Raw genomic sequence first — 24,346 nt, forward strand, 5'->3', positions numbered from 1 at the left:
CTTGGATAGGTTCATGTCTGCTGTCAAAAATATCGCCCTGCAACTCATCGGCAACGAACACTCTTTTACCAAATCAGAGCAAAAAATTGCACGAGTCCTACTCGCAGACTACCCTGCTGCAGGTTTATCAACCGTGGCATCTCTTGCCAATAAAGCAAAGGTAAGTGCGCCTACTGTCATCCGATTCATCAATGAACTTGGTTTTGCTAGCTATAAAGATTTTCAAGAATGTCTGCGCACAGAACTAAGTCAAAGAGAAACATCGACGCTGCAACAAGTCTCTGATCAACAGGCACAGACTCCATCTGCGACTTCATCTGCATTAAATTTATTGCACCAAGTCGAATCATCTCTGATCACAATCCCAGAAAAAGAACTACAACAGGCAATTACCCTTCTTGGTGCTACCTCGAAAAAAATTTTTGCTACTGGTGGTGATTACTCATCAGTAGCTGCCGAACATCTTGTTCTCCAACTTATTCAGCTACGCCCATATGTCCACCTCTTACCGAGCAAAGCAATTCTGGCTGCGGCAACCCTATGTGATAGCAAAAAAGGCGACATACTGTGCGTCTATGATGTTAGACGCTACAGTCCACATACATTGCGCATAACAAAAGCTGCGAAAGAATTAGGGATGAAAATTGTACTTTTCACCGATAAATGGCTTTCTCCTATCGCAAGTTTTGCTGATGTAGTCATTCCAGCAGAAGTTGAATCAGATAGTGCCAATGACAGTTCTGTTTCGCTTTTAGCTGTTACCGAGTATGTATGTAACCAGGTTGCAGCCACACTGACTCCCCTGGCTACAACCCGCTTAGAGAAACTCGATCAATTACGTTTGCGTATCGAATCCTAAGGAGCAAGTATTTTTCTTGCTGCACCAAGATATCCTGAAGCCATAGTTAATGCCACACGACGCACGGCATCTTCATCAGGTAAAAACCGCGCATCATGCAGGTGAATGTGCATATTATGCTCACTACCAGTACCAACAAAAGCCATTACTGATGGAACTGCAGCACTGAAGAATGAAAAATCATCAGCGCCCAAAGAACGCATAGGAGGTGCAAGCTCTAATCCTGCTTGTCGTAAAAAAACATCCATTTCCTTGCATAATTCCTCTGCATTATGCAAAACCGGTTCTCCTTGGCGATACTCTAACTTTGCAACTACTCCATAGGCAGATGCGATTCCTTGTGCTAACTCCGATAATGCTTGAACCAGCGTTTCTGCATCGTTTTTTCTCGTAGTGCGCATCGTAGCAGTAATTTTTCCTGTTTCAGGAAGAACATTTGCTCCTCCACTATCGACGATCATCTGCCCAACACTTACTAATGCAGGATTCATAGGATCCAATGTTCTACGCACTACTTCTGGGATTGCTAGTGCTATTTGGGCAGTTGGAGCAACAATATCTTTTGCTTTATGCGGATAAGCACCATGACCGCCCTGGCCAGAGATAGAAAAATGCACTTCAGCTGCCGCAGCATTAACAACTCCCGCACCAGTTGCCACGCTGCCACAAGGTAATGAGGGATGAACGTGTGCACCTATTGCATACTGTATGTTTTGCTGCTCAAAAATACCACTTTTTTTGATATCTAATGCACCTGAGGGATATGTCTCTTCGCGAGGCTGCAAAATTGGTACTAAGGCAACAGGAAGATCGATCTGTCGTGCTGCTCGTATCACTGCACCTAAAGCAGCTAAATGCACGTCATGACCACAGGCGTGCATAGCCCCATTTGTAGCTGCCCACGTCACACCGGTTTTCTCAGTGATAGCCAAAGCATCAAGTTCGCCACGAATAGCAACTGCAGGTCCTGTTTTCTTTCCGATTCTGGTATATGCGCCAGTAGTTGCGATAGTAGAAAATTCGCAACCAGTGTAAGCAATAATTTCTTGCGTTGTTTCTGACTCTTCACCAGAAACTCGTGGATTTTGATGCAGTCGTTTTCGCAATTCCTGAGCCATACCTATTTCTGCAGAAAGTAGTTCATAAAACTTATCCGCAAAGCTATCTAGATCTCTCGCCATCATTTCTCTTTATTCTCCAAGTGGTATGCTCTCATAGCGTTACGATAGCCAATCATTTCTGCTACACGTTGTGCTTCGGCTATGGGCCACCCATGCTTTTCAATATATGTTTGTAAAACTTTTTCTAAGCCACACCGAAATAGTCTTGCCCCGGTGCAATAGAGCTCGCTTAATCCGAAAGCATCACTAGAAAAGAGCACTTTAGTAAACGGCGCTAGCTCAATAGATTCAGCAATAATCGCTGTTGAGCGCGCCCCAGTGTAGTTTATTGCCAACCCCACATCGCAGTAGACGTGCGGAAAAACGTCCGCTAAATATCCCGCTTCTCTATGAAATGGGTAGCAGTGCAAGAGCATGATAGTTGCGCCATACTGTACAGATTTTCGTAACAGATCTGTCAGTAACAAAGGATTGCAGCGATGCAGATCCACGTCGTTATCGCCATATCCAATGTGGAATTGGATAGGTAGCGATTTTTTAATGGCGAACCAGATAAGCGCTCGAATAATAGTGCTGTCTACTAATCTCGGGTGTTTATCGTCGGAAACGCTTTCATACCAACGACAAAGGGCATGATCCAATTCTGTATCTGTCGGTGCTTCGGGATTAAAGTCAAGCCCAATTCGATACGCTGCAATGCTTTTCACGCCAATCGCTGTACGCAGTTTATGCTCTAACATTGTCGTAATCGCGTCCCATAAGATCTCTACTGGCAATGCTTGACGACGATGTGCCATAGCAACTTCTTCTGCTACACGTTCCAGGCGCACAATCTCATAAACCTGTGCCTCCGCAGCACATCCCATTTCCTTAGCACCAAGAATACGATCTGGTGCATGACCAGTTTCAATACCTAAAGTTGTCATGCGACTATCGCGTAACAAACGTTTATTAACTTCTCTCGCACCTAGCTCACGACGTTTTTCTAAGTATTCTTCAGCAGTAGCAAACCTTGGTAATCCCAAAATAGGTGCGCAATAATTCCTTATGGCAAATCCAATATGAGTATCAAATCTCGTAGTTCCTTTTGCTGGACCATACGTTGACTCTGATATCAATTCCTCAAAATCTTGTCGAGATAATTCCTGCTCTACGACTCCATGACAATGATGATCAAATAATTCCAGCTGACTAAGATCCAATTGTTTAGTAGACACGAGAATAAACCTCACATTGTTGTGCTAAAGAAAGACCTTGTAATGCCTCGCACTCATCACGCTTTATGGCGAGGAACGTACTGAGAAATTCTTGCGAAAACCACGATTTAACTATCTCATTCTCGGAAAGTTCTGTTAAAGCTGCAGGTAAACTATGCGGTAATTGTGCAAAATCTTTATGCTCACCATCAAGATCAAGCTCACCTTCTATTACAGGTTCCGGTGGTAGTTGCTCATGTAAACCTTGCATGCCTGCACGCAAAATACTGCCAATCAATAACCAGGGGTTCGCACCGATATCACTAGCTCGATACTCAAAATGCAACTGCGGTGCAGGGTCACGTCCATATAATTCATTTGTTGATGGGATACGCAACAATGCTTCTCTATTATTTAGTCCTAGGTAAACACGAGCTGTTGACCAATTATTCGGTACAAGTCTCTTATAGCTGATAGTCAGTGGAGCGCATAATGCCGAGAACGCAGGCGCATATTTAATAATTCCAGCAGCAAATTGTGCCGCCTTTTTACTGAGTCTTCCAGGCTGCGTGGGATCAAAACATACTGGTTTCCCCATCAAATCAGTCAGGCCAAAATGAACATGCACTCCATTGCCTACTGAATCAGGAGATACAAGTGGAGAAAAACTCACGTTTCTCTCTGCTTGCTCGAACACATCATGAATAAGCTCTCGTAATACGATAGCTCTATCTGCAGCTGTGACAGGATCTGCAGGACGTAATGTCATCTCAAACTGATGCTTACCATACTCCGGCAGCCATGTTTCTGGTTCTAGACCAGCTTCTTTCGCGATATTCATCAACTGAGTTCCTATAGGTTCTGCGCGTCGAAAGTCTCTTAACGAGAACGGGTGATGTTCTGTGGATTGGCTCGTATCCATAAACTCATGCTCAAATGCCACCGTCGCTCTAAGACCATAATCGGCTAAATCATTTACTGCACGTTTTAAGAATGTCCGCATACATGACGACCATTCTTTCCCATCTGGTTCCACTAAATCAGCAAGTACAATGTTGACGGTATGCATTGGTGTCTTGATCGTGCTCAGTGAAGTAGGATCTGGTCGTAGTCGCAAATCACCGCTAGAGCCAAAAGCAGATCCTGGTGCTATATGTCCTAATGCTCCTATCCCCAAGTTTGCCGGCACCCAGCCTAAAGACGACTTCGGTGAGTAATCGCTCATCAGCATCGCTCTACCTTTTGCTCGTGCTGAAATATCACTGGTAGCAACGAATAATAATTCAGTTGTGTTACTGGTGGCTTCCATTTTCCTATACCTTGCTTTCTATTATCTTGCTTTCGGTTGCTGTTTTTCGTGTCTTTATCTCTATATAGGATTCTTATCCCTCATTTCTTTGCCTATTTTTTCTGCTAATCGTGGTCGAGCTGTGGCTATTACTATTCCTAAAAAGCACCATGCCCCAGCTATATACGGGAAATAAGTAAAAGGTGCGCTTTGATCATGTATCTGAATGAAATAGACAAAAAGCAGGTAGCACAGTGCAAGTATCGGAATAAAAATTTCATAGCGCGGTATAGCGCGACGAGATTGCAAAATGAAAAATATAACGCCTAACGACGTGGTGGCATAGGCAACTACCATGCATAGGGTGCCGATTGTTGCTAAGTAATAATAAATATCTACGCTTGACATTCCCATCAGCCCTAATGCAAGAGCTGATCCGACAGCTAGAATTATGCAAAACCAGACAGCATAAAGCGGAATCGCGTGTTTTTTCGAGATATAAGCAAAAACTCGTGGTCCGCAATCATCACGCGCTAAGGCATAGAGCAGACGTGAAGCTGCTGCAGTTGAACTTAAAAAAGCAGCTAGAGCCACACAGAATGCAACAGCTGCCATCCCCACAGCAAAACCGTGGTTGATATAGCGCGTAGACAGTTCAGTTAACGCTGATGAAGAAGAACTAAAAGCTGCTATTCCTTGTGAGTCTGTGCCAAAACCAATGGTAACTGCGAACATTACAAAGATGTATGTTATCCCGCCTAAGACAACTGCATAGAGCAGAGAGCGCGGCACTATTTTCGTTGGATTGTGTGTTTCTTCTCCTAAGGCACTCCCAGACTCAAAACCTGCCCATGATAAAAATGCAAACACGGATGCAGTGATAATCGTCGTCCAGCGTGAGTTTCCAGGGGTGAATACGGAAAAATCTATTCCGGTTTTTACTGGTGCACTGTCTATATCTGTTCCTACTTTTATGAGAATAAAAATTGCAAGGAAAAGCATGGAAGCAATTCCGATGAAGCCCACTGAGAGCAGAAATCGTGCTGTTATTTTCGATTCCCGGCTGTTGAGAAATAACCCAATCGCCAGCACAAATACAGCAATGAACATCCATTGCTGACCGTCTAGTTCAATCCCTAATTCTGCAAAGAAAGCAGTGCCAAAAACTGCACATGCGCCGACGATACACATAGAAAAGCATATGTAAGTTCCGAGTAAAACCCACCCACCAAAGAATCCAGCACGTGGGCCTATAGTTAGTCCTGCTAATGCATAAATTGATCCAGAATGACCGATAAAACCAGTTAAGCGAATAAAGCTATACGCCACTAATAGTGTGCCGATGAAGGCCAGACAAAAAGTAAAGGGAACTGATTTTCCTACTAAACCAGCGATGCCAATTCCGTTGAGAGACATAGCCATAACTGGTCCCATGAATCCCAATGATATGGCCGTAATTTCCCATGTTTTTAATGTTCTTTGAGTTGGTTCATGATCCATTGTCTGCTCCTAATTAATCATGAATCGAGAAATAACATTTAGTAACAAACATTACAAAATGTCATTATCATAATTATTTGTAATAAATAATAAACATCCTCCATGAAAATCATTGGACTTTCTAGCAAATTATAGAAATTAATCACCCAACACCACCCCCATTACAAAAATAACCCCACAGAAATAAACACAAAACAACACAGTCACATTGACAATCAGACATAAGCAGACAAGTATTGATGGTGTATATCATGCACATCGCATATATCGCATACGTCGCGCGAATAAAGATACATAAGATAAGGTCGCTACTCCATGATCGTGACTCTCACACCAAATCCAAGCATTGACGCTACCGTCACTCTTTCTTCCCCACTCGAACTAGGCACTGTTAATCGAGCACAATCAATAAGCCATGTTGCTGGCGGCAAAGGCATCAATGTGTCTCATGCCATTCATAAAGCACAAAAAGCAACACACGCACTCTTTCCTGCTGCACAGCATGATCAATTTATTAACCTCTTGGAGGAAATAGCCGTACCGTATAGCCGCATTACGCTTGACGACAAGGTTCGAGTAAACACCACAATCACTGATCCCCACGGAGTAACCACTAAGCTCAACGGGACAGGACCTCATCTTAGTAGCACGCATCAAACACAGCTGATGAGTGCGTTACTTGATAAAGCAGCGCACGCAAATTGGGTGGTTCTTGCAGGATCACTACCCCAAAACACGCCTGTAGATTTCTACGCTGCACTTTGCCAGGTTCTACGCAAAGAACTACCTCACGTACGTATCGCTGTTGATACTTCCGACGCACCGCTAAAAGCACTCGGGAAACATCTTCATCACGCAGCACCTAACTTGCTTAAACCCAATGGATTAGAATTAGGCCAGCTCGTCGGCTGCGATGGTAATGCTTTAGAAAATGCAGCACGACAAGGAAATTTCAGCGATATCATTAAAGCAACTCACACCATCATTAGTCGGGGTGTTTCTGAAGTATTAGTAACCCTAGGCGATGCAGGTGCTCTTCTTGCCACCAGTTCTGGTATCTGGCACGCAAGTCCACCCCCTATTACAGTTGTATCTACCGTTGGCGCAGGTGACTGCTGTTTAGCAGGATATCTCATGGCCCGAGCTGAAGGAAAAACTTTTGCCCAAGCATTGCAACAAGCAGTTGCCTATGGCTCTGCTGCCACAGCACTACCTGGGACTACTATTCCGACACCAGAGCTGATCAATACCACAGATACTGTTATCACAGAACTAGCCTTTTAATCTTCTCACAACTCGACAGAAAGAAACATGATCATGACTTCCGCACTCATTAGCACTGATCTTGTCACTCTCGATAAGGATTGCGGTACCACACCTGAGTCCGTTATTACTCATCTTGCCGAACTTGTTTATCAAGCTGGACGCGCAAACAACGCAACGGAACTAGCACAAGCAGCAATTGCCAGAGAACAAAAGGCAGGAACAGGTGTTCCAGGCAAAGTAGCTATCCCTCATTGTCGTAGTGCAGCAGTATCAGAACCGACCCTTGCTTTTGCTCGCCTAAATCCTGCGGTTGATTTTGCTGGTCCTGATGGTGATGCGCATCTTGTTTTCCTCATCGCCGCACCCGCCGACGGCGGGAAAGAGCACCTCAAAATCCTCTCTAAATTAGCACGAGCACTGGTTCTCCCTGATTTTCTTGCTGCACTAGGCACTGCGCAATCCGAAGATGAAATCGTCGCATTAGTGCTAGACGTGGTAACCGCTGAGAAGAAAACCTCCACTGCCCCTGCCTCCAGTAAAGCAAGCACTAGCTCCGCTAAAACCACTATCGTTGCTGTCACTGCCTGCCCTACAGGCATTGCGCATACCTATATGGCAGCAGATGCACTCACCCAGGCAGCAACCAAATGCAATGATGTGGAACTTGCAGTGGAAACTCAGGGGTCATCTCATAATGCCCCTCTGGATCAAAAAGTTATTGACAACGCTCAGGCTGTTATTTTCGCTACCGACGTTGGGGTTCGTGACCGAGAAAGATTTGCCGGAAAACCAGTCATTGAATCTGGTGTCAAAAGAGCAATTAACGAACCCGATACCATGCTCAAAGAAGCAATAAGTGCAGCACACAATCCGCAAGCACGTACTGTGTCTGGCAAGACAAGCTCTCGTGTTCCCACAGACACTAACCAATCACAACTTGGGTGGGGAAAACGTCTCCAACAAGCCATTATGACAGGCGTGTCCTATATGGTGCCTTTTGTTGCCGCAGGTGGTCTGCTCTTGGCACTAGGTTTCTTATTCGGTGGTGCAGATATGGCACAAGGCTGGCAAGATATTGTCACACAGCATAGCCTCACCAACTTGCCGGGTCATGAGGTGAATTCCATGACATTTGAGCGTTCTGGTTTTGCTCTTTATTTCGGAGCAGTTCTCTTTGCCACTGGTCAAGCAGCTATGGGCTTCATTGTTGCTGCACTATCAGGTTATATCGCTTTCGCCTTAGCCGGTCGCCCCGGAATCGCACCTGGATTTGCTGGTGGTGCCATTGCAGTAAGTGTTGGCGCTGGATTCATCGGAGGATTAATCACTGGACTACTTGCTGGTTTCATAGCCATGTGGATTGGTTCTTGGAGAACACCCCGCTGGCTTGCCTCACTCATGCCTGTCATGCTTATCCCACTCATGACGTCTTTGATCGTCGGTAGTTTGATGTATTTATTTTTAGGTGCACCACTGGCATATATCATGACAAGTTTGCAGAATATGTTGGCAAGTATGTCTGGTTCTTCTGCGATCCTTTTAGGCATTGTTCTAGGTCTTATGATGTGTTCTGATCTTGGCGGACCAATCAACAAAGCAGCCTATCTCTTTGGCACTGCCGGGTTATCAACCGGCGACCCCGCCTCCATGCATATCATGGCCGCTGTTATGGCAGCCGGCATGGTTCCACCTATTGCACTGTCTTTAGCTACGCTGATAAAGAAAAATCTCTTTACCCCTGTAGAACAAGAAAATGGCAAATCAGCATGGTTAATGGGACTCGCTTTTGTTTCTGAGGGGGCAATTCCGTTTGCGGCAGCAGACCCACTGCGTGTCATCCCAGCGATGATGCTCGGCGGTGCCACTACAGGAGCACTGAGCATGGCTTTAGACGTAGGATCACGTGCACCACATGGCGGTATTTTTGTACTCTTCGCTATCGACCCAATCTGGGGCTATGTCATTGCGCTACTAAGTGGAATCGTAGTCAGCACCATTTCCGTACTCGTATTAAAACAAGCTCTTCCCAATAAAACCCTCCAAGAAACAGTCAACACCCCCGCATAACAAAACCTAAGCTCCTAGAGAACATCTCTAGGAGCTTAAAGTGCTGCTTGCATATATTCCCAGCACAATCTAGCGCGAACCTTCACCACAAGCTGCGTACAAGTATCTCATGATCGGGTACACGATAATAATCCCCGCGGAACCCCATGCAATTCCTTCTAATTGGATCCCCGCAATACTTAATGTCAAATTACCAATACCTGCTATCAAAGCAATAGCAGCGCAACTAAGATTGACAGGATTATTAAAATCCACTTTATTATCCTGCCAAATACGAATGCCAAGCATACCAATCAAACCATAGAGCATTACTGTTGCCCCACCAAGCACTCCTGCGGGAATACTAAAAATCAAAGCACCAAACTTAGGAATAAACGCCAACAAGATAGCAGTAGCAGCAGCTACCCAATAGGCAGCCGTAGAATAGACACGTGTAGCTGCCATAACACCGATATTTTCTGCATATGTAGTAGTCCCAGATCCACCAAAACCACCTGCCAAAGACGTAGCAAGACCGTCGGCAATCAAAGCATCTCCTGCTAGATCATCTAAATTGCGTTCCGTCATTTCGCTGACAGCTTTAACATGACCAATGTTTTCCGCAATCAATACCACCAACACCGGAAGTGCCACTGCAATAGCAGAAATCTCAAATCGCGGAGTATGGAACTGTGGAACCCCAACCCACGCAGCTTCAGCGATACTCTGGCGTGCTTCTTCGGCGATATTGCCAGTCATAGCCGCAAAAATCCAGCCGACAATAACGCCAAATAAAATACCTAAACGCGAAACCATACCGCGCCCTGCTACTACGAAAATCAAAATCGCCAGCAAAGTCACACACGCGACAAGCGGTTGTGCCTGAAAATTAGTGGTTGCACTTGGCGCTAAATTAAGACCAATCAATGCAACAATGGCACCGGTGACCGTCGGCGGCATAACAGCATCAATAACTCTTTTACCAGCTATTTTTACAATAATGCCAATGGCAATAAGTACAAGACCAGTCACGAGCACGGAACCAGCCTGAGCACCAATACCATAATGCTGTGCGGCACTAAGAGGTGCAATAAAAGCAAAAGAAGAGCCTAAGTAGGATGGGAGCCTATTCCTGGTAACAAGCAGGAATATGATCGTGCCAAGACCAGAGAATAATAATGTGGTATTAACTGGAAAACCAGTTAAAGTAGGCACCAACAAGGTCGCACCAAACATTGCTACAACGTGTTGCATACCAACACCGATAGTGCGCGCCCAAGAAAGGCGCTCTTCAGGGGCAACTACTGCACCCGGATGAATATGTTTTCCATCTCCGTGGATAGACCAACCAAATCTTTTCGTCACAAAATCTCATTATTGCTTAGTAGAAAATGGCTAGTCAAAGTTTCGACAAACTTTATGCACCTTACCCCACCGGATAAAAGAAAAACTGATGCGTTTCTTTGGGGCATCATGCCCATAAACGCATCAGTTTACTTAGCGAGTGTTGATTCAGGTAATGATGAAGCACAAACGCTATACGTGTACTTCTTCTCCTAACAGGTGCACATGAATCATATTGGTGTTTCCAGAAATTCCTGGTGGTGTACCAGCAACAAGAACTACCATATCATCACGTTCATATTCTTCCATTGCTAATAATTGCTCATCAATCTGCTTGAGCATATCATCAGTATCTTTAATTTCTGGAGTAAGGAAGGTTTGCGCACCCCAGGTCAACGCTAATTGACTGCGTACTGCCTGCGAAGGAGTAAACACCAACAATGGTAATTGAGAATGCAAACGAGCCACACGCTTTGCGGTATCACCAGACGTAGTAAAAGCAACCAAGGCCTTAGCATTAAGGCGCTCTGCTATATCTCGCGCTGAATAAGAAATAACACCACGCTTAGTACGTGGAATATGCGCTAAATCTGGCACCTGACCAGAAGTTTCCGCGTATTTCACAATACGAGACATCGTACGCACTACGTTATGCGGATCAATACCCACAGAGGTTTCTCCAGAAAGCATAACTGCATCTGCACCATCAAGCACTGCATTTGCCACATCCGATGCCTCAGCACGAGTAGGACGAGAGTTCTCAATCATCGAATCAAGCATCTGAGTAGCAACAATAACTGGCTTTGCATTCTCACGAGCAATCTGAATAGCACGCTTCTGCATCAGTGGCACTTGCTCAAGCGCCACTTCAACACCAAGATCACCACGAGCGACCATAATGCCGTCGAAAGCCAAAACAATTGACTCCAAAGCATCAACTGCTTCTGGTTTTTCGATCTTAGCGATAACTGGCACGCGCCTGCCTTCTTCATCCATAACTGCGCGAACTAATTCCACGTCTTGCGGGGAACGCACAAAAGAAAGTGCAATGAAGTCAACACCAAGGTTAAGGGCAAAACGTAAATCACGAATATCTTTTTCAGAAAGAGCAGGTACCGAAATGTCCATACCTGGCAAAGAAACACCTTTGTTATTAGATACTGGTCCGCCTTCTACCACTTCGCAAACAACATCGTCGCCTTCGACACCAGTGCATACCAATGCTACTTTTCCATCGTCGACAAGCAAACGATCACCAGGCTTTGCATCTTTAGCCAAGTTCTTATAAGTGGTTGATACGCGATCGTGCGTTCCTTCTATATCGTCGACGGTGATGCGCACAGTTTCACCGTTCTCCCATACTGTTGCACCGTCGATAAAGCGCCCTAGGCGAATTTTTGGCCCTTGGAGATCAGCAAGAATACCGACTGCTTTTCCTGTTTCATCAGTTGCTTTGCGCACCCAATGGTAGTTTTTCTCATGATCTTCATGCTCACCATGCGACATATTCAAGCGAGCCACATTCATGCCGTCTTGCACCAGTCGAAGTATTTTTTCTTCACTTGCTACTGCAGGGCCTAATGTACAAACAATTTTTGTGCGACGTTCCATGTGTTTAAGCCTAATCTTCATTTCTCGTTAGTGCTAGATCAGACAAGAAACTTTACTATGCCGAGAATTTTATGTCACTCCAATTCCCCGTCACAATCCCCTCAAAATGGTAAGGCAACATCGTAAAGCAACTTTGCCTCGAACGGTTTTCCACTGCACATGATACAAAATATAACGAATACCACTTATGTGATATAAATATGGAATACATAACAATATGTGAAATCCTGTAACACAAACAAGGACGTAGATTCTTTAGAAGAACAATAGAAAAACTACCCTCTAAAAGGGATTTTCCAGAGAAAAGATAAAAATCATCAGCCAAATACCGTGTGCTGCAAACGCCTCTTCCACCCTAGTCCTTCTTTCGGGCAAGGACTTTGTATTTTCCCAATATGAAACCTAAGGAAAATTTTGGTTAATTTTTGATAACGAACATCTCTTGCATATACGCTTAAGCGTGAGTACAGAAGAGCTATTCCTATATTCTGTGTTCTTCCCCTTCTTTATCTTTTTGATTGACCAGAAAGCTAGCATATGTCTCAAGACTCGCACAATACTATTTCAGTGCAAGAACGTCGTAGAGTCCTCGGCGCAACCCTTGTGGGTACAGCAATCGAATGGTACGACTTTTTCATCTATGCGCAAGCAGCTGGATTAGTTTTCGCAACCCACTTTTTTAAGCCAGCTGGCGACGGCACCATCGCACAAATCCTCGCCTGGGCAACACTGGGAATCAGCTTCCTCTTCCGCCCACTTGGAGCTATTATCGCTGGTCACCTAGGTGACCGCTATGGGCGAAAAATTGTTCTTTCTGCAACTCTAATCCTCATGGGTGCTACCACCACCCTTATTGGTGCGCTACCTACCTACGCCTCCATTGGTATTGCAGCACCAATTTTGCTCGTGATCCTACGCGTCCTCCAAGGCTTTTCTGCCGGTGGAGAATGGGGAGGTGCAGCTTTGCTCTCTGTCGAACACGCGCCACAAGGCAAACGCGGTTATTTCGGAGCATTCCCACAAATCGGAGTCCCACTTGGTCTTACTCTTGCTACCTCAGTGTTGCTCTTGCTCAACATTCTCTTCGGTGCAGAAGCATACCTGAACTGGGCATGGCGCATCCCATTCCTCATTAGCTTTATTTTGGTTGTTGTCGGCATTATCGTACGTCGCAAAGTAAGCGAATCACCCGTATTTGAGGAGATCCGCGGACGCAAAGCCGAATCAAGCACACCGCTGGGGGTCTTGCTCAAACATCACTTCCCTACTGTGCTCAAAGCAGCATTGATCTTTGCCGCCAACAATGTTGCTGGTTATATGGTGATTGCATTCATGGCATCCTATGCAGTAAAAACCTTAGGAATGCCGCAAAAACAAATTTTTGTATGCGTTATTATCGCTGCTATCGTCTGGACTTTCCTTACCCTCTGGAGTGGCGCACTCAGCGATCGCATCGGACGCGTACAAACATTCTTAATCGGCTACCTCCTCTTGCTAGCTATCTCTATTCCTATGTGGTTCATGATCGACATGAAATCAATCTGGCTCTTCGCTCTAGCCATGCTGCTCCTTACCCCTGGTTTAGCGCTAAGCTATGGACCACAATCCGCTCTGTACGCCGAAATGTTTGATCGAGAAATTCGCTACTCAGGTGTAGCTTTCTCCTACGCCCTTGGGTCTATCCTCGGCGGGGCCTTTGCCTCGACGATCGCCCAATTGCTACTCAACCGCACTGGCGCTAGCTGGACAATTGGTGTCTACCTCGCCGTTATGTGTGTAATTTCTATCATCGCACTTCTACGCACTCCAAGAGATCTTGCTCAACGAGAACTCTAATAAACAAAAGCATGATTGCATTGAATAACAGAAACCGCGTTGTCACCGAGGAAACCATACCTCAATTACAACGCGGTTTTTAATAACTACTAATACTTACGCAGTAACAGCTTTATCTTCACTATTTTCAGCAGTCTCCCCTCTGACGTGCTCAGGAGTTTCGCGACCTTTCTTCATCACGAAGAAAGCAATGCACGCAAGAATGAAAACAATGATAGACATCCACGCATTAATACGCATACCCATGATGAGCATGGCGTCGTCAGTGCGCATATTCTCTACGAAGAAACGACCAAAAGTATAACCCGCTACATAGAGCACAAACACTCGCCCATGCCCTAGTGTGAACCGCTTATCCGCCCACAGCAGCACGAGAAAAATAAGTACATTCCACAGCAGTTCATAAAGAAAAGTCGGATGAACCACTGACATAACCTCACCAGTAGAATGACCTGTCAGAGGCGCTAAATTACCGTTATTATCCACACGATAATAAAGCTCTAGCCCCCAAGGAACAGATGTTGGGGCACCATAAAGTTCCTGGTTAAACCAATTCCCCAATCGACCTACTGCTTGAGCAATAATGACACCAGGGGCAATCGCATCAGCAAAAGGGGCAAAAGGAATTTTTTTATGGCGAAGATATAACCATACCGCCGCAGTACCCAACATAACGGCACCCCAAATACCCAAGCCACCATTAGTAATAGCGAAAACTTCGACAGGGTTGCATGAATCGCAAAAGTATTTGTCGTGATCAGTGAGCACATGATAAATGCGTCCACCCAAAATACCTGCAGGAATGACAATTATCGCTGCATCGAAAACAACATCTTTATTACCACCTCGTGCGCTATATCGACGAGTTCCTACCCACAAGGCAATGATAATTCCTGTAATAATGCATAAAGCATAAGCACGAATAGGAACCGGACCAATATGCCACACTCCCTGCGGCGGTGACGGAATAAAAGCTAATTGCGTGACGTTCATCTACTGCCTTTTCGACGACCAAAATGTACCACTCTAGTGTGCCTGATAGAACCTCACTATGCCACCCCTAGTCCCCCGATTGAGTGCTACGAATCCTTAGAAACGCGATGGACAAGAGGGATGCTGACCAGCAGCTACTAATGCGCGAGTAAAAGAACGCGGTGACGCAGCCCTCACCAATTCCTCACCTATGACTACTGCATCAGCACCTTGAGAAGCATACGTGAGTAATTCTTTACTAGAACGCACCCCAGACAAAGCAACACGAATAGTATCTTGCGGTAAACCAGGAGCTATATCAGCAAAAATTTTCTTATCAATGGTCATTGTTGATAAATCACGAGCATTAATCCCAATCACCTTAGCCGATGCCTGCATAGCACGCGTAGCCTCCGCAGGAGTATGCACCTCCACTAAAGCCGTCATGCCTAAAGACTCTGTGCGATCAATTAACGACTCCAAACGCGATTGCGTCAACGCCCCCACTCTTAGTGGAATCATATCTGCACCATAATAACGCGCTTCATGTATCTGATACGGATCAATAATAAAATCACGGCACATCACTGGCACGCTTACTGCTTGACGCACCGCATACATATCTTCTAATGAGCCCTTAAAATTCCGCCGTTCTGTTTGACACGCAATCATATGTGCTCCACCGGCCTCAAACTCTGCAGCCAGTGCCGTTGGCTCAATAGTATGGGCAATGACGTGCCCTGGAGCCGCCTTCTTAACCTCAGCGATAATACTGCAACCAACATTTTTCAGTGCGGCCATCGCATCACGAGGTGGTGGACAGTCATAAGAACGCGCTTTCATCTCTTTATAAGAAATTTCTGCTTCACGTGCAGATACATCTTCGATAACCCCAGCAATGATCTCATCGAATACTGTAGTCATAACGCGATCCTTCACCATAACCCGGTATAGCCCAACTGGCACCTTACTCTCATAGCCTAACGCCTTCACCGCAGATAACGAATTCAAGGCATTCTCGATGAGCCAGACGAGTCACTTGTTGGATCGATATCTGCGTCTAACGCATCCCAAATCACACGCCCAGATTCAGGATCAGAAATGAGATCCTCACGGATACGCTGACGACGTTGAGCTTTGCGCTCATACTGATTGGCTCGCGCACCATCCGTACCTGGTCGTAGCACCAACACCACTGCCGCTACAAAAGCTAGAGCACAACCAAATAATGCCACACACAACGATAAAGTCTGCACATCTGCTCTGATAATCTCTGCCCAATCATTAAGAACAACTGGATCCTGCGCGCGCGAACGTGAATTCTCAGAGGAAAGCAAATGCACTATGCGTTCATAATCTGGTTTATGCAGTAATAATTGCATAGGTGGCCATGCGCCTAAAGCCGCTGCAATCGCAGCATTGACAGCAATTATTCTTCTGGCTAGCCGTCGCAAAGCTAAAGAAACTACCGCAGCTGCCACCAGCAATAAGGCAAATGCAGTAAGCTCATTACTCCATAGAGCACCGCGAACACTAGTGGTAATACGCCCTGCTTTATCGTCGAAAGCCTCAACTGAGATCCACGGCATTCGCGATGAGACCCATATGATGCCACCGCCGAGAAGAATTCCGATAACTGCTTTGATATTTTGTTTAGCCACCACTGATCACCATCATTCTTCAAGCAACACATCGTCATCAAAACAAGTTCGTGTACCTGTGTGACACGCAGCTCCGGTTTGTTCTACGACCATCAGCACAGTATCACCATCACAATCCAAGCGTACCTGCCGCACATATTGAACATTGCCGGAGGTAGCCCCCTTGATCCAGTATTGCTGACGCGACCGAGAGTAATATGTTCCTTTTCTCGTAGCCAAGGTATAAGCAAGAGCATGTGCATCCATCCACGCAAGCATCAATACTTCTTGAGTTTCAGACTGAACAACAGCAGGTACAAGACCTTGGTCATTAAATTTCACTCGCTGTGCAATGGCAGGATCAAGTTGATACTGAGCTGGGTTATCCTCGTTGCTCATAGGTGCGCACCTCCCACTGATTTTCACGTAAGGCATCTTTTACCTCGGCTATCGAGACTTCGCAGAAGTGAAAAATCGACGCGGCAAGCACTGCTTGGGCTCCCGCTGCTAATGCAGGTGGAAAATGTTCAGCCCTACCTGCACCTCCAGAAGCAATGATGGGAATAGTGACCACGGAACGCACTTTTTCGATAAGCTCAAGATCAAACCCCTGCTTGGTGCCATCGCCATCCATAGAATTAAGCAAAATCTCCCCCACGCCTAATTCTTGAGCCTGCTGTGCCCATTGCACTGCATCAAGCCCTGCTGAACGAGTACCACCATGAGTAGTAACCTCAAAACCACTAGGGTACGTTGCACTACCATCTGCACTACGACGCGCATCAATGCTCAATACGATACATTGAGCACCGAATTGCTGAGAAAGTTCACGCAACAACTCTGGGCGTGCAATGGCTGCAGTATTCACACTGACCTTATCTGCACCCGCGTGTAGTAATTCATGAACGTCCTCGGCAGTACGTACTCCTCCACCAACAGTAAGCGGAATAAAAACCTGATCTGCGGTTCGACGTACTACCTCAAGCATCGTACCGCGACCATCTTTCGAGGCAGAAACGTCTAAGAACGTCAGCTCATCCACGCCTTCAGCCTCATAGCGAGCAGCCAATGCCACCGGATCACCGGCATCTTTGAGGTCTGCGAAATTTACTCCTTTCACAACTCTGCCTTGATCAACATCAAGACAAGCGATGACTCTGACTGCTACTGCCATATACTTATCCCCTTATATTTTCCGCTATTGTCATTTTCCCTGGCATACTGGATCTCAATGCTGACATTCTAGGCAAGCACACTCATTATTTCTTCATGCGCTACCGCACTTCCAGCTACCAATCCACAGGCTCCAGGATGCCAAGGCTTGCCGGACAAATCACTTACTACTCCACCCGCTGCTTGCACCAACAACACTCCTGCAGCATTATCCCAAATATTCGGGCTAAAACTAATCGCAGCATCGAAAATTCCTGCTGCTGCATATGCAAGGTCAATACCTACCGAACCAGTAATACGTGGGCGCAAGGACGTAGTACAGAGTCTTTGGAAAATTTCCTGCCTAGCGCTGCTAGGTATCTCATCATGAGCAGACCCCATAGCACCAATTCCCACATGAGCACAGCGCCTACGAGAGCGCATATTGTACTGGTATGGTTGTCCATTGCATAGTAAAGGCGAGTTCTTATAGGCACCAAATGTTTGCGATAACAATGGCATTGCGGTCAGCGCGACGACGGGTTGATCGTCGATAAGCAAACTGAGCAAAATGGCAGACATGGGATTATGCGTAGCATAATTTGCTGTGCCGTCAATAGGATCAACAACCCATTGCGGGGAACCCTGCTGACCACCATATTCTTCGCCTACGACGGTAATCCCCGTGGCTTCATATAAATGCGTCCGTAAGTAGCGCTCAATCTCTAGATCAATGTCAGTAGCAAAATCGCCGCGTGCTTTCAGCTCTTGCACTGTCTGCCTATGGATACCAGCGCAAAAAATCTTTTCCGCCCCAGCTATTGCAGATTCAGCAATATGATAAAGCTCGCGAATATCGTGCATCTTATTGTCCTGCTACCGCCTCAAGAGCCTCTTTGAGACTAAAACGGTTTTCGTACAAGGCTTTTCCGATAATCGCAGAGTCTATGCCTTCGTTTTCATACTGAGCCACAGCAAGAATATCGTCAATACTTGAAATACCCCCTGAAGCTACAATTTGTGCATCAGTTGCTGCGGAAACCTCACGCAAAAGATCCACATTAACTCCACTTAATGCCCCATCTTTTGACACATCTGTCACGATAAAGCGCTGGCAGCCATAGGAATCAAAACGCTCCAACACTTCCCATAAATCGCCACCGTCACTCACCCAGCCACGCCCACGTGCCCGCCACTGCCCATTTTCTTCAAGTACGGCAAGATCAATAGCAATTTTCTCACCATACTTATCAATGCACTGTGCGATCCAGGTTGGATTTTCTAACGCTGCCGTACCGATATTCACTCGACGTGCCCCAGTGGCAAGTGCCTTTTCCAAGGAAGCATCATCACGAATACCACCCGTTAATTCCACAGCAATATCCAATGAGCCAACGACCTGCGCCATCAGTTCATAATTAGAACCACGACCAAAAGCAGCATCAAGATCAACAAAATGCAACCACTGTGCTCCTTGACTCTGCCAATTGAGTGCAGCTTCAAGTGGACTACCATAAAACTTTTCGGTACCAGCCGCACCTTTTTCTAGACGCACTGCTTGCCCTGAAACAACATCAACAGCGGGAAGGAGGGTAAATGCCATGTGTAATGATCCTACTTGCTCTTATTATCTTGCGCTTTGTCTTTCGCTATCTGTGAAGATTATAACTGCGCTAACCAATTTTCTAATAGCTGTGCCCCGGCATCACCCGATTTTTCTGGATGAAACTGTGTTGCCCACAGCGGACCATTTTCTATAGCAGCAATAAAGCGGTCATCTTCATGCTGTGCCCACGTCACAAGAGGCGGTTGTGTTAGCCCATCTTCAACAAAATCCCAACGTCGTACGCCAAAAGAATGCACAAAATAGTATCGCGTAGCTGCATCTAGACCAGAGAAAAGTTCAGATTGCTCAGGAGAAACAACAGTATTCCACCCCATATGCGGCAAAATATCAGCCTTGAGTTGTTCCACAACCCCCGGCCATTGGCCACATCCTTGGGTTTCTTGCCCATGCTCTACTCCTTGATCAAAGAGAATCTGCATACCTACACAAATACCAAACACTGGGCGCGATCCAGCAAGGCGCTGACCAATAATACGATCTCCTCTGATGGCTTTGAGTCCCTGCATACAAGCTGCGTAGGCTCCCACTCCTGGAACAAGTAATCCATCTGCTTCTACAGCAATATGTGGGTCTTGGGTTATTTCAACTTGTGCCCCTACCCGTTCGAGTGCTCGGCAGGCTGAACGGATATTTCCTGCACCATAATCCAATAGCGCCACAGTTTTCATACTCATTACCTTTTCTCTCTCAGTGCTGTTTTACACTGTATGTTTCCCCGATTGTTTCCCTGCCCCTATACATTGCCTATAAGGCCTATAAGTGTTAACCGCCAAGGAAGTCTAGTGCCCACAACACTCCTCCAGCCGCAGCAATAACTGCGCATAGCGCCAAAATGACAGCAAAGAGCTTATTACCTGCTTTATATGCAGACCAGACTCCCCCAACAAGAAGACCAGCGACGAGGAATAGGATATAGACCAAGATATAATTCCCACTGCCATTGCTGCTGCGTGCAAAAAACGTGGCATACTCGGCATAATCATCCATAGTCTGCGCGAGGATGTCCCTGGGATAGTGCATGAATGTTATCTCTAGTTCTCGTATCACAATGTTCCTTTAGTAGACGGAATACCTCGTAGGCGCTCATCAGCACTCAGTGCTTCTCGGAAAGCACGCGCTACCGCTTTATATTCCGCCTCAGTAATGTGGTGCGGGTCCCGACCATAGAGACAACGAATATGTAATGTGATGCCCGCATTATAAGCAAGCGACTCGAAGAAATGCGCGTTGATTACCGTCGCATAATGTCCGCCAATAACAGAGTGCACTAGATGTTCTGGTTCCCCGGTCATAACGAAATATGGGCGCCCGGAAAAATCAACGATTGCTTCGACGAGGGCTTCATCCATAGGTAACTGACAGGAACCAAAGCGTCTCATGCCTTTTTTGTCGCCAACAGCTTGTGCGAGTGCTTGGCCAAGTACGATTGCTGTGTCTTCAATGGTGTGGTGGGCATCAATGTGGATGTCGCCTTGTGCTTTAACTTTAAGGTCAAAAGCGCCATGTACTCCAAAAGCGGTGAGCATATGGTCAAAGAAAGCAATACCTGTATCGATTTCCACGGTTCCAGTGCCACCAAGATTCAGCTCAACGCTAATATCGGTTTCTTTGGTGGTGCGCTGTATCATGGCACGACGCACATGAGGCATATCATTATCCTGAGTATCTTGTGTGCTAGTTGTCATGATTATTCTCCTTGTCTACGCGCACAGTCTATATTGGCCACTTTAAGAACATTTTTTGCAGCTGCTAAGAAAGCATCATTTTCCTCTGGAGTTCCAATCGTCACTCTCAAGAACCCAGTTATTCCCACGTCCCGAATCAACACTTGTTCCTCAAGAAAAGCCTGCCATGCCTGAGCCTGATCGTCGAAAAGCCCGAAGAATAAGAAATTAGCCTGGCTAGGTAGCACATAAAACCCCATTGCAGCTAATTGTCCTGCTACGCGTTCACGCTCTTGAACAAGCATTTCGACGGTAGCCAGAGTGTCATCACTGTGTTGGAGCGCTACAATCGCTGATACCTGCGAAATAGCCGATAGATGGTACGGCAATCGCACAAGCATCAACGCCTCGATAAATGCAGGGTCTGCAACGCAATATCCCAGACGAGCCCCAGCAAAGTCAAACGCCTTACTCATGGTTCTCGACACCACCACTTTGTGTGGATATTTTTTCAGCAACACGACTGCAGAGGGTTGTTGTGAGAACTCTGCATATGCCTCATCAATAATGACAATACCCGGCGCTAGCTGAACAATGTGCTCAATGTCTTCCAAGCTGGTGCTATTGCCAGTGGGATTATTAGGGGTTGTAATGAAAATAATATGCGGCTTATGCTCAACGATTGCATCATGGGCTGCACGCATATCAATATCAAAATGTTCATCACGAGGGCAATCAATGAACTCGGTATAGGCACCAGTTGCAAGAATAGGGTGCATAGAATAGCTTGGGGAAAACCCCAAAGCCTTTCTGCCAGGTCCGCCAAAAGCCTGAAATAGCTGCATTAAGATCTCATTGGAGCCATTTGCTGCCCAAAGATTGTCTTTTGTGACAGAATATCCGGTTTGTTTTGTCACATAGGCCGCCAACTCTTGGCGCAACTCCACGCAATCACGATCAGGATAACGATTAAGCTCATGAGCCTGACGCGCTACACGATGTGCTAATTCTTCGATGAGTGCATCGGAGGGTGGATATGGATTTTCGTTGGTATTAAGCCGCACCCGTACATTGAGTTGTGGCGCACCATAGGCTTGCTTGCCACGTAGGTCATCGCGAATAGCTAAATCAGCTACAGAAATAGAGCCAGTTGCATTGTATTCTTCTTGTTCCATGGGTGCCCTCTTATGATTATGTGCTTTGTTTCTTATGAATTCTTATTCAGCGCTAGTGGGTAGGTTCTCAAATCGAGCGCGAATCGCCTCACCATGTGCAGGTAATGACTCTGCTTGCGCTAATGCCACCACAGTTGGCGCGATTTCCGATAACGCATCTCGGTTATATTCAATGACATTAACAGCTCGCAAGAAGGTGTGCGTCGATAAGCCAGAGCTATAACGCGCCGATCCTGAAGTAGGAAGCACATGGTTAGAACCTGCAGAATAATCGCCAAGTGGAACTGGAGAAAACTCGCCAACAAAAATTGCTCCCGCGTGCTTAATGTGCTGTGCTACCGCAGCAGCATCCTGCATATGAATTTCTAGATGTTCTGCCGCATAAGCATTAGCGACGCCAATCGCGGTATCACGATCATCCACCAGAACAATACCCGACTGTTCACCTTGTAATGCTTGAGCAACCCGCGACGCATTCAGCGTAACCTCATAGCGCTGGGCAATTTCTTTTTGCACTGCTTGAGCAAGTGACTCCGAGTCTGTAATAAGCACAGAAGCAGCCATACCATCATGTTCTGCTTGACTAATGAGATCATAGGCAACCCATACAGGATGAGCACTTTCGTCAGCGAGAATAGCAATTTCTGTAGGACCTGCCTCGGCATCAATGCCTACCACAGAACGAACCAGCCGCTTTGCTGCAGTAACATAAACATTTCCAGGTCCAGTAATCATATCTACTGGCTCTAGCTTTTCGACGTCGTCGCCATAGGCAAGCAGGGCAATGGCTTGACTACCTCCCACTGCCCACACTTCAGTAATACCTAATAGCGCACAAGCAGCAAGAATTGTTGGATGTGGATAACCACCATGCGCTGCTTGCGGTGGAGAAGCAATAACCAATGACTCCACCCCTGCTTCTTGTGCAGGAATCACGTTCATAATCACACTGGAGGGATACACAGCTTGACCACCAGGAACGTACAAACCTACACGTTCTACTGGAATGAATCGCTCAGTAACCGTCCCCCCAGGAGCAAGCTGTGTAGTGTGCGTTGTGGGCAATTGCTCACGATGTACAGTACGAACACGATTAATCGACTCTACCAAAGCGCTGCGTACCTGTGGGTCAAGCTGGGTTAGTGCTTGCTCTATGATCTCGCTCGGCACTCGCACGTGCTCTGGGCGAATACCATCAAATTTTTCACCGAAATCTAGCGCAGCCTGAGCACCATGCTCACGTACTGCAGCAACCACAGGTTCCACTGTGCTAAGAACAGCGTTGATATCAGTATTTCCACGAGGTAGGGCACGCCGAAGTTGGCTTGTGGTCGGATTGTGACCACGCAAATCAATAACATTGAGCATATAGTTTTTCTTTCATGATTCACTTGAACTGTCTACGCTACACCTACTTGCAATACAGTTCTTTGATAGCACTATAGATATTATAATTTGCGCTGCACAGGAGTAGGAATATCTGCACGAGTATGTGAATCAAACTTTTCAACTGCCGCAGCTGTATCTGGCATATCCACTGCGTCGGGAGCAACATATACTAGGCAACCAAGCCAATAGGACAATACCGCGACAAAAGGGCTCAGAAAGAAAACCGCAATTCCGCTCTCAAAAGGTGGAACATACGATATATGCTCCCCTGGGACAAGAGCACTAATATCGCTTTGACTTACCCCGTAGAGCATAACGCTGACTGAAGTGCCCACTTTTAAGCATACGAAAGAACCAATGAGCGTCCATAATGCAAGCCACCACATCATTATGACGCTGCGTGGACGGATGCGGTGAAATACCCCGATACTAAGTACCAAGGCTGCAATCATAGTAACAAGACTGAACCAGAAAAAAGATCTAAATTCTATGTTGGTTTCATCGCCTAACTGTCCTTGCCCGTCCCGAAGAACAGTCACCTGATAGCTGGGGCGGATAACAGCCCAGATAACCCCGCATAGAGCAAAAAGAGCAATGCTTGCAAGCACCACACTGGCATAGGAATGCACACTGCGTTTTGTTGTTGTTAAGCCCAAGGCA

The 24,346-nt window shown here is 46.2% G+C and carries 23 protein-coding genes; 4 read left to right on the top strand and 19 right to left on the bottom strand.

Going from position 1 to position 24,346, the window contains the following annotated elements; translation table 11 throughout:
• Positions 1-13 precede the first annotated feature (13 nt).
• Positions 14-859, top strand: coding sequence for a MurR/RpiR family transcriptional regulator (locus FQV43_RS06620; protein WP_146339601.1), 846 nt, complete (start codon positions 14-16; stop codon positions 857-859).
• Here FQV43_RS06620 and FQV43_RS06625 read toward each other — a convergent pair.
• The 4 genes from FQV43_RS06625 to FQV43_RS06640 are packed head-to-tail and all read right to left on the bottom strand — an operon-like array spanning position 856 to position 5,964.
• Complete coding sequence (locus tag FQV43_RS06625; RefSeq protein ID WP_146339603.1) at positions 856-2,043, bottom strand: M20 family metallopeptidase; 1,188 nt, start codon at positions 2,041-2,043, stop codon at positions 856-858. The genes FQV43_RS06620 and FQV43_RS06625 overlap by 4 nt on opposite strands.
• Positions 2,040-3,197: an amidohydrolase family protein gene (locus FQV43_RS06630; protein ID WP_146339608.1), complete on the bottom strand. Its 1,158-nt coding sequence runs from the start codon at positions 3,195-3,197 to the stop codon at positions 2,040-2,042. Before FQV43_RS06630 ends, FQV43_RS06625 begins: the two co-directional genes overlap by 4 nt.
• A complete protein-coding gene (locus tag FQV43_RS06635; RefSeq protein ID WP_146339610.1) occupies positions 3,187-4,485 on the bottom strand; it encodes a glutamine synthetase family protein in 1,299 nt (432 codons plus the stop codon). Before FQV43_RS06635 ends, FQV43_RS06630 begins: the two co-directional genes overlap by 11 nt.
• Positions 4,486-4,545: 60 nt before the next feature.
• Positions 4,546-5,964 (bottom strand): APC family permease, encoded by a 1,419-nt coding sequence (locus tag FQV43_RS06640; protein WP_146339611.1) that lies wholly within the window; start codon positions 5,962-5,964, stop codon positions 4,546-4,548.
• 315 nt (positions 5,965-6,279) lie between these two features.
• Here FQV43_RS06640 and FQV43_RS06645 point away from each other — a divergent pair, with 315 nt between their 5' ends.
• Positions 6,280-7,248, top strand: a complete 969-nt coding sequence (locus tag FQV43_RS06645) for a 1-phosphofructokinase family hexose kinase (RefSeq protein ID WP_146339612.1) — start codon at positions 6,280-6,282, stop codon at positions 7,246-7,248.
• 33 nt (positions 7,249-7,281) lie between these two features.
• The gene (locus FQV43_RS06650; protein WP_146339613.1) at positions 7,282-9,297 is read left to right on the top strand and encodes a fructose-specific PTS transporter subunit EIIC; all 2,016 of its coding nucleotides are present in this window, start codon (positions 7,282-7,284) and stop codon (positions 9,295-9,297) included.
• A 69-nt stretch (positions 9,298-9,366) separates the two neighbouring features.
• On the opposite strand, the gene FQV43_RS06655 is transcribed toward FQV43_RS06650, so the two are convergent.
• The gene (locus tag FQV43_RS06655; RefSeq protein WP_144273159.1) at positions 9,367-10,641 is read right to left on the bottom strand and encodes a uracil-xanthine permease family protein; all 1,275 of its coding nucleotides are present in this window, start codon (positions 10,639-10,641) and stop codon (positions 9,367-9,369) included.
• 171 nt (positions 10,642-10,812) lie between these two features.
• The gene (gene pyk, locus FQV43_RS06660; RefSeq protein ID WP_146339615.1) at positions 10,813-12,231 is read right to left on the bottom strand and encodes a pyruvate kinase; all 1,419 of its coding nucleotides are present in this window, start codon (positions 12,229-12,231) and stop codon (positions 10,813-10,815) included.
• Between the two features lie 537 nt (positions 12,232-12,768).
• Between pyk and FQV43_RS06665 the strand changes: the two genes are divergently transcribed.
• Positions 12,769-14,067, top strand: a complete 1,299-nt coding sequence (locus FQV43_RS06665) for an MFS transporter (RefSeq protein WP_144273161.1) — start codon at positions 12,769-12,771, stop codon at positions 14,065-14,067.
• Positions 14,068-14,163: 96 nt separating this feature from the next.
• Here FQV43_RS06665 and lgt read toward each other — a convergent pair whose 3' ends face one another.
• The 13 genes from lgt to FQV43_RS06730 all read right to left on the bottom strand — a co-directional run bounded on the left by lgt (position 14,164) and on the right by FQV43_RS06730 (position 24,342).
• Complete coding sequence (lgt, locus tag FQV43_RS06670) at positions 14,164-15,060, bottom strand: prolipoprotein diacylglyceryl transferase (RefSeq protein WP_146339617.1); 897 nt, start codon at positions 15,058-15,060, stop codon at positions 14,164-14,166.
• Between the two features lie 96 nt (positions 15,061-15,156).
• Positions 15,157-15,963, bottom strand: coding sequence for an indole-3-glycerol phosphate synthase TrpC (gene trpC, locus FQV43_RS06675; RefSeq protein WP_144273163.1), 807 nt, complete (start codon positions 15,961-15,963; stop codon positions 15,157-15,159).
• Positions 15,964-16,046: 83 nt separating this feature from the next.
• Positions 16,047-16,700 carry a TIGR02234 family membrane protein gene (locus tag FQV43_RS06680; RefSeq protein WP_246846877.1) on the bottom strand — a complete coding sequence of 218 codons (654 nt, stop codon included), beginning with the start codon at positions 16,698-16,700 and terminating at the stop codon, positions 16,047-16,049.
• Between the two features lie 12 nt (positions 16,701-16,712).
• Positions 16,713-17,078, bottom strand: a complete 366-nt coding sequence (gene hisI / locus FQV43_RS06685) for a phosphoribosyl-AMP cyclohydrolase (RefSeq protein WP_144273164.1) — start codon at positions 17,076-17,078, stop codon at positions 16,713-16,715.
• Positions 17,062-17,853, bottom strand: a complete 792-nt coding sequence (gene hisF / locus FQV43_RS06690; protein ID WP_144273165.1) for an imidazole glycerol phosphate synthase subunit HisF — start codon at positions 17,851-17,853, stop codon at positions 17,062-17,064. The genes hisI and hisF overlap by 17 nt, the downstream gene beginning before the upstream one ends.
• 68 nt (positions 17,854-17,921) lie before the next feature.
• Complete coding sequence (locus FQV43_RS06695) at positions 17,922-18,695, bottom strand: inositol monophosphatase family protein (protein ID WP_144273166.1); 774 nt, start codon at positions 18,693-18,695, stop codon at positions 17,922-17,924.
• A 1-nt stretch (position 18,696) separates the two neighbouring features.
• On the bottom strand, positions 18,697-19,434 hold the full coding sequence (priA, locus tag FQV43_RS06700) for a bifunctional 1-(5-phosphoribosyl)-5-((5-phosphoribosylamino)methylideneamino)imidazole-4-carboxamide isomerase/phosphoribosylanthranilate isomerase PriA (protein WP_146339619.1): 738 nt from the start codon (positions 19,432-19,434) through the stop codon (positions 18,697-18,699).
• Positions 19,435-19,493: 59 nt separating this feature from the next.
• Complete coding sequence (hisH, locus tag FQV43_RS06705) at positions 19,494-20,126, bottom strand: imidazole glycerol phosphate synthase subunit HisH (protein ID WP_144273450.1); 633 nt, start codon at positions 20,124-20,126, stop codon at positions 19,494-19,496.
• A 94-nt stretch (positions 20,127-20,220) separates the two neighbouring features.
• On the bottom strand, positions 20,221-20,505 hold the full coding sequence (locus FQV43_RS06710) for a hypothetical protein (RefSeq protein ID WP_371710870.1): 285 nt from the start codon (positions 20,503-20,505) through the stop codon (positions 20,221-20,223).
• Positions 20,502-21,107: an imidazoleglycerol-phosphate dehydratase HisB gene (gene hisB, locus FQV43_RS06715; RefSeq protein WP_146340462.1), complete on the bottom strand. Its 606-nt coding sequence runs from the start codon at positions 21,105-21,107 to the stop codon at positions 20,502-20,504. The genes FQV43_RS06710 and hisB overlap by 4 nt, the downstream gene beginning before the upstream one ends.
• Positions 21,108-21,145: 38 nt before the next feature.
• Positions 21,146-22,297, bottom strand: a complete 1,152-nt coding sequence (locus tag FQV43_RS06720) for a histidinol-phosphate transaminase (protein WP_146339622.1) — start codon at positions 22,295-22,297, stop codon at positions 21,146-21,148.
• 42 nt (positions 22,298-22,339) lie between these two features.
• A complete protein-coding gene (gene hisD, locus FQV43_RS06725; RefSeq protein ID WP_146339624.1) occupies positions 22,340-23,665 on the bottom strand; it encodes a histidinol dehydrogenase in 1,326 nt (441 codons plus the stop codon).
• 80 nt (positions 23,666-23,745) lie between these two features.
• Positions 23,746-24,342, bottom strand: a complete 597-nt coding sequence (locus FQV43_RS06730; RefSeq protein WP_146339626.1) for a DUF2567 domain-containing protein — start codon at positions 24,340-24,342, stop codon at positions 23,746-23,748.
• Positions 24,343-24,346 lie beyond the last annotated feature (4 nt).

It is taken from the genome of Corynebacterium sp. sy039, assembly GCF_007904105.1.
In the GTDB taxonomy this organism is placed as follows: domain Bacteria; phylum Actinomycetota; class Actinomycetes; order Mycobacteriales; family Mycobacteriaceae; genus Corynebacterium.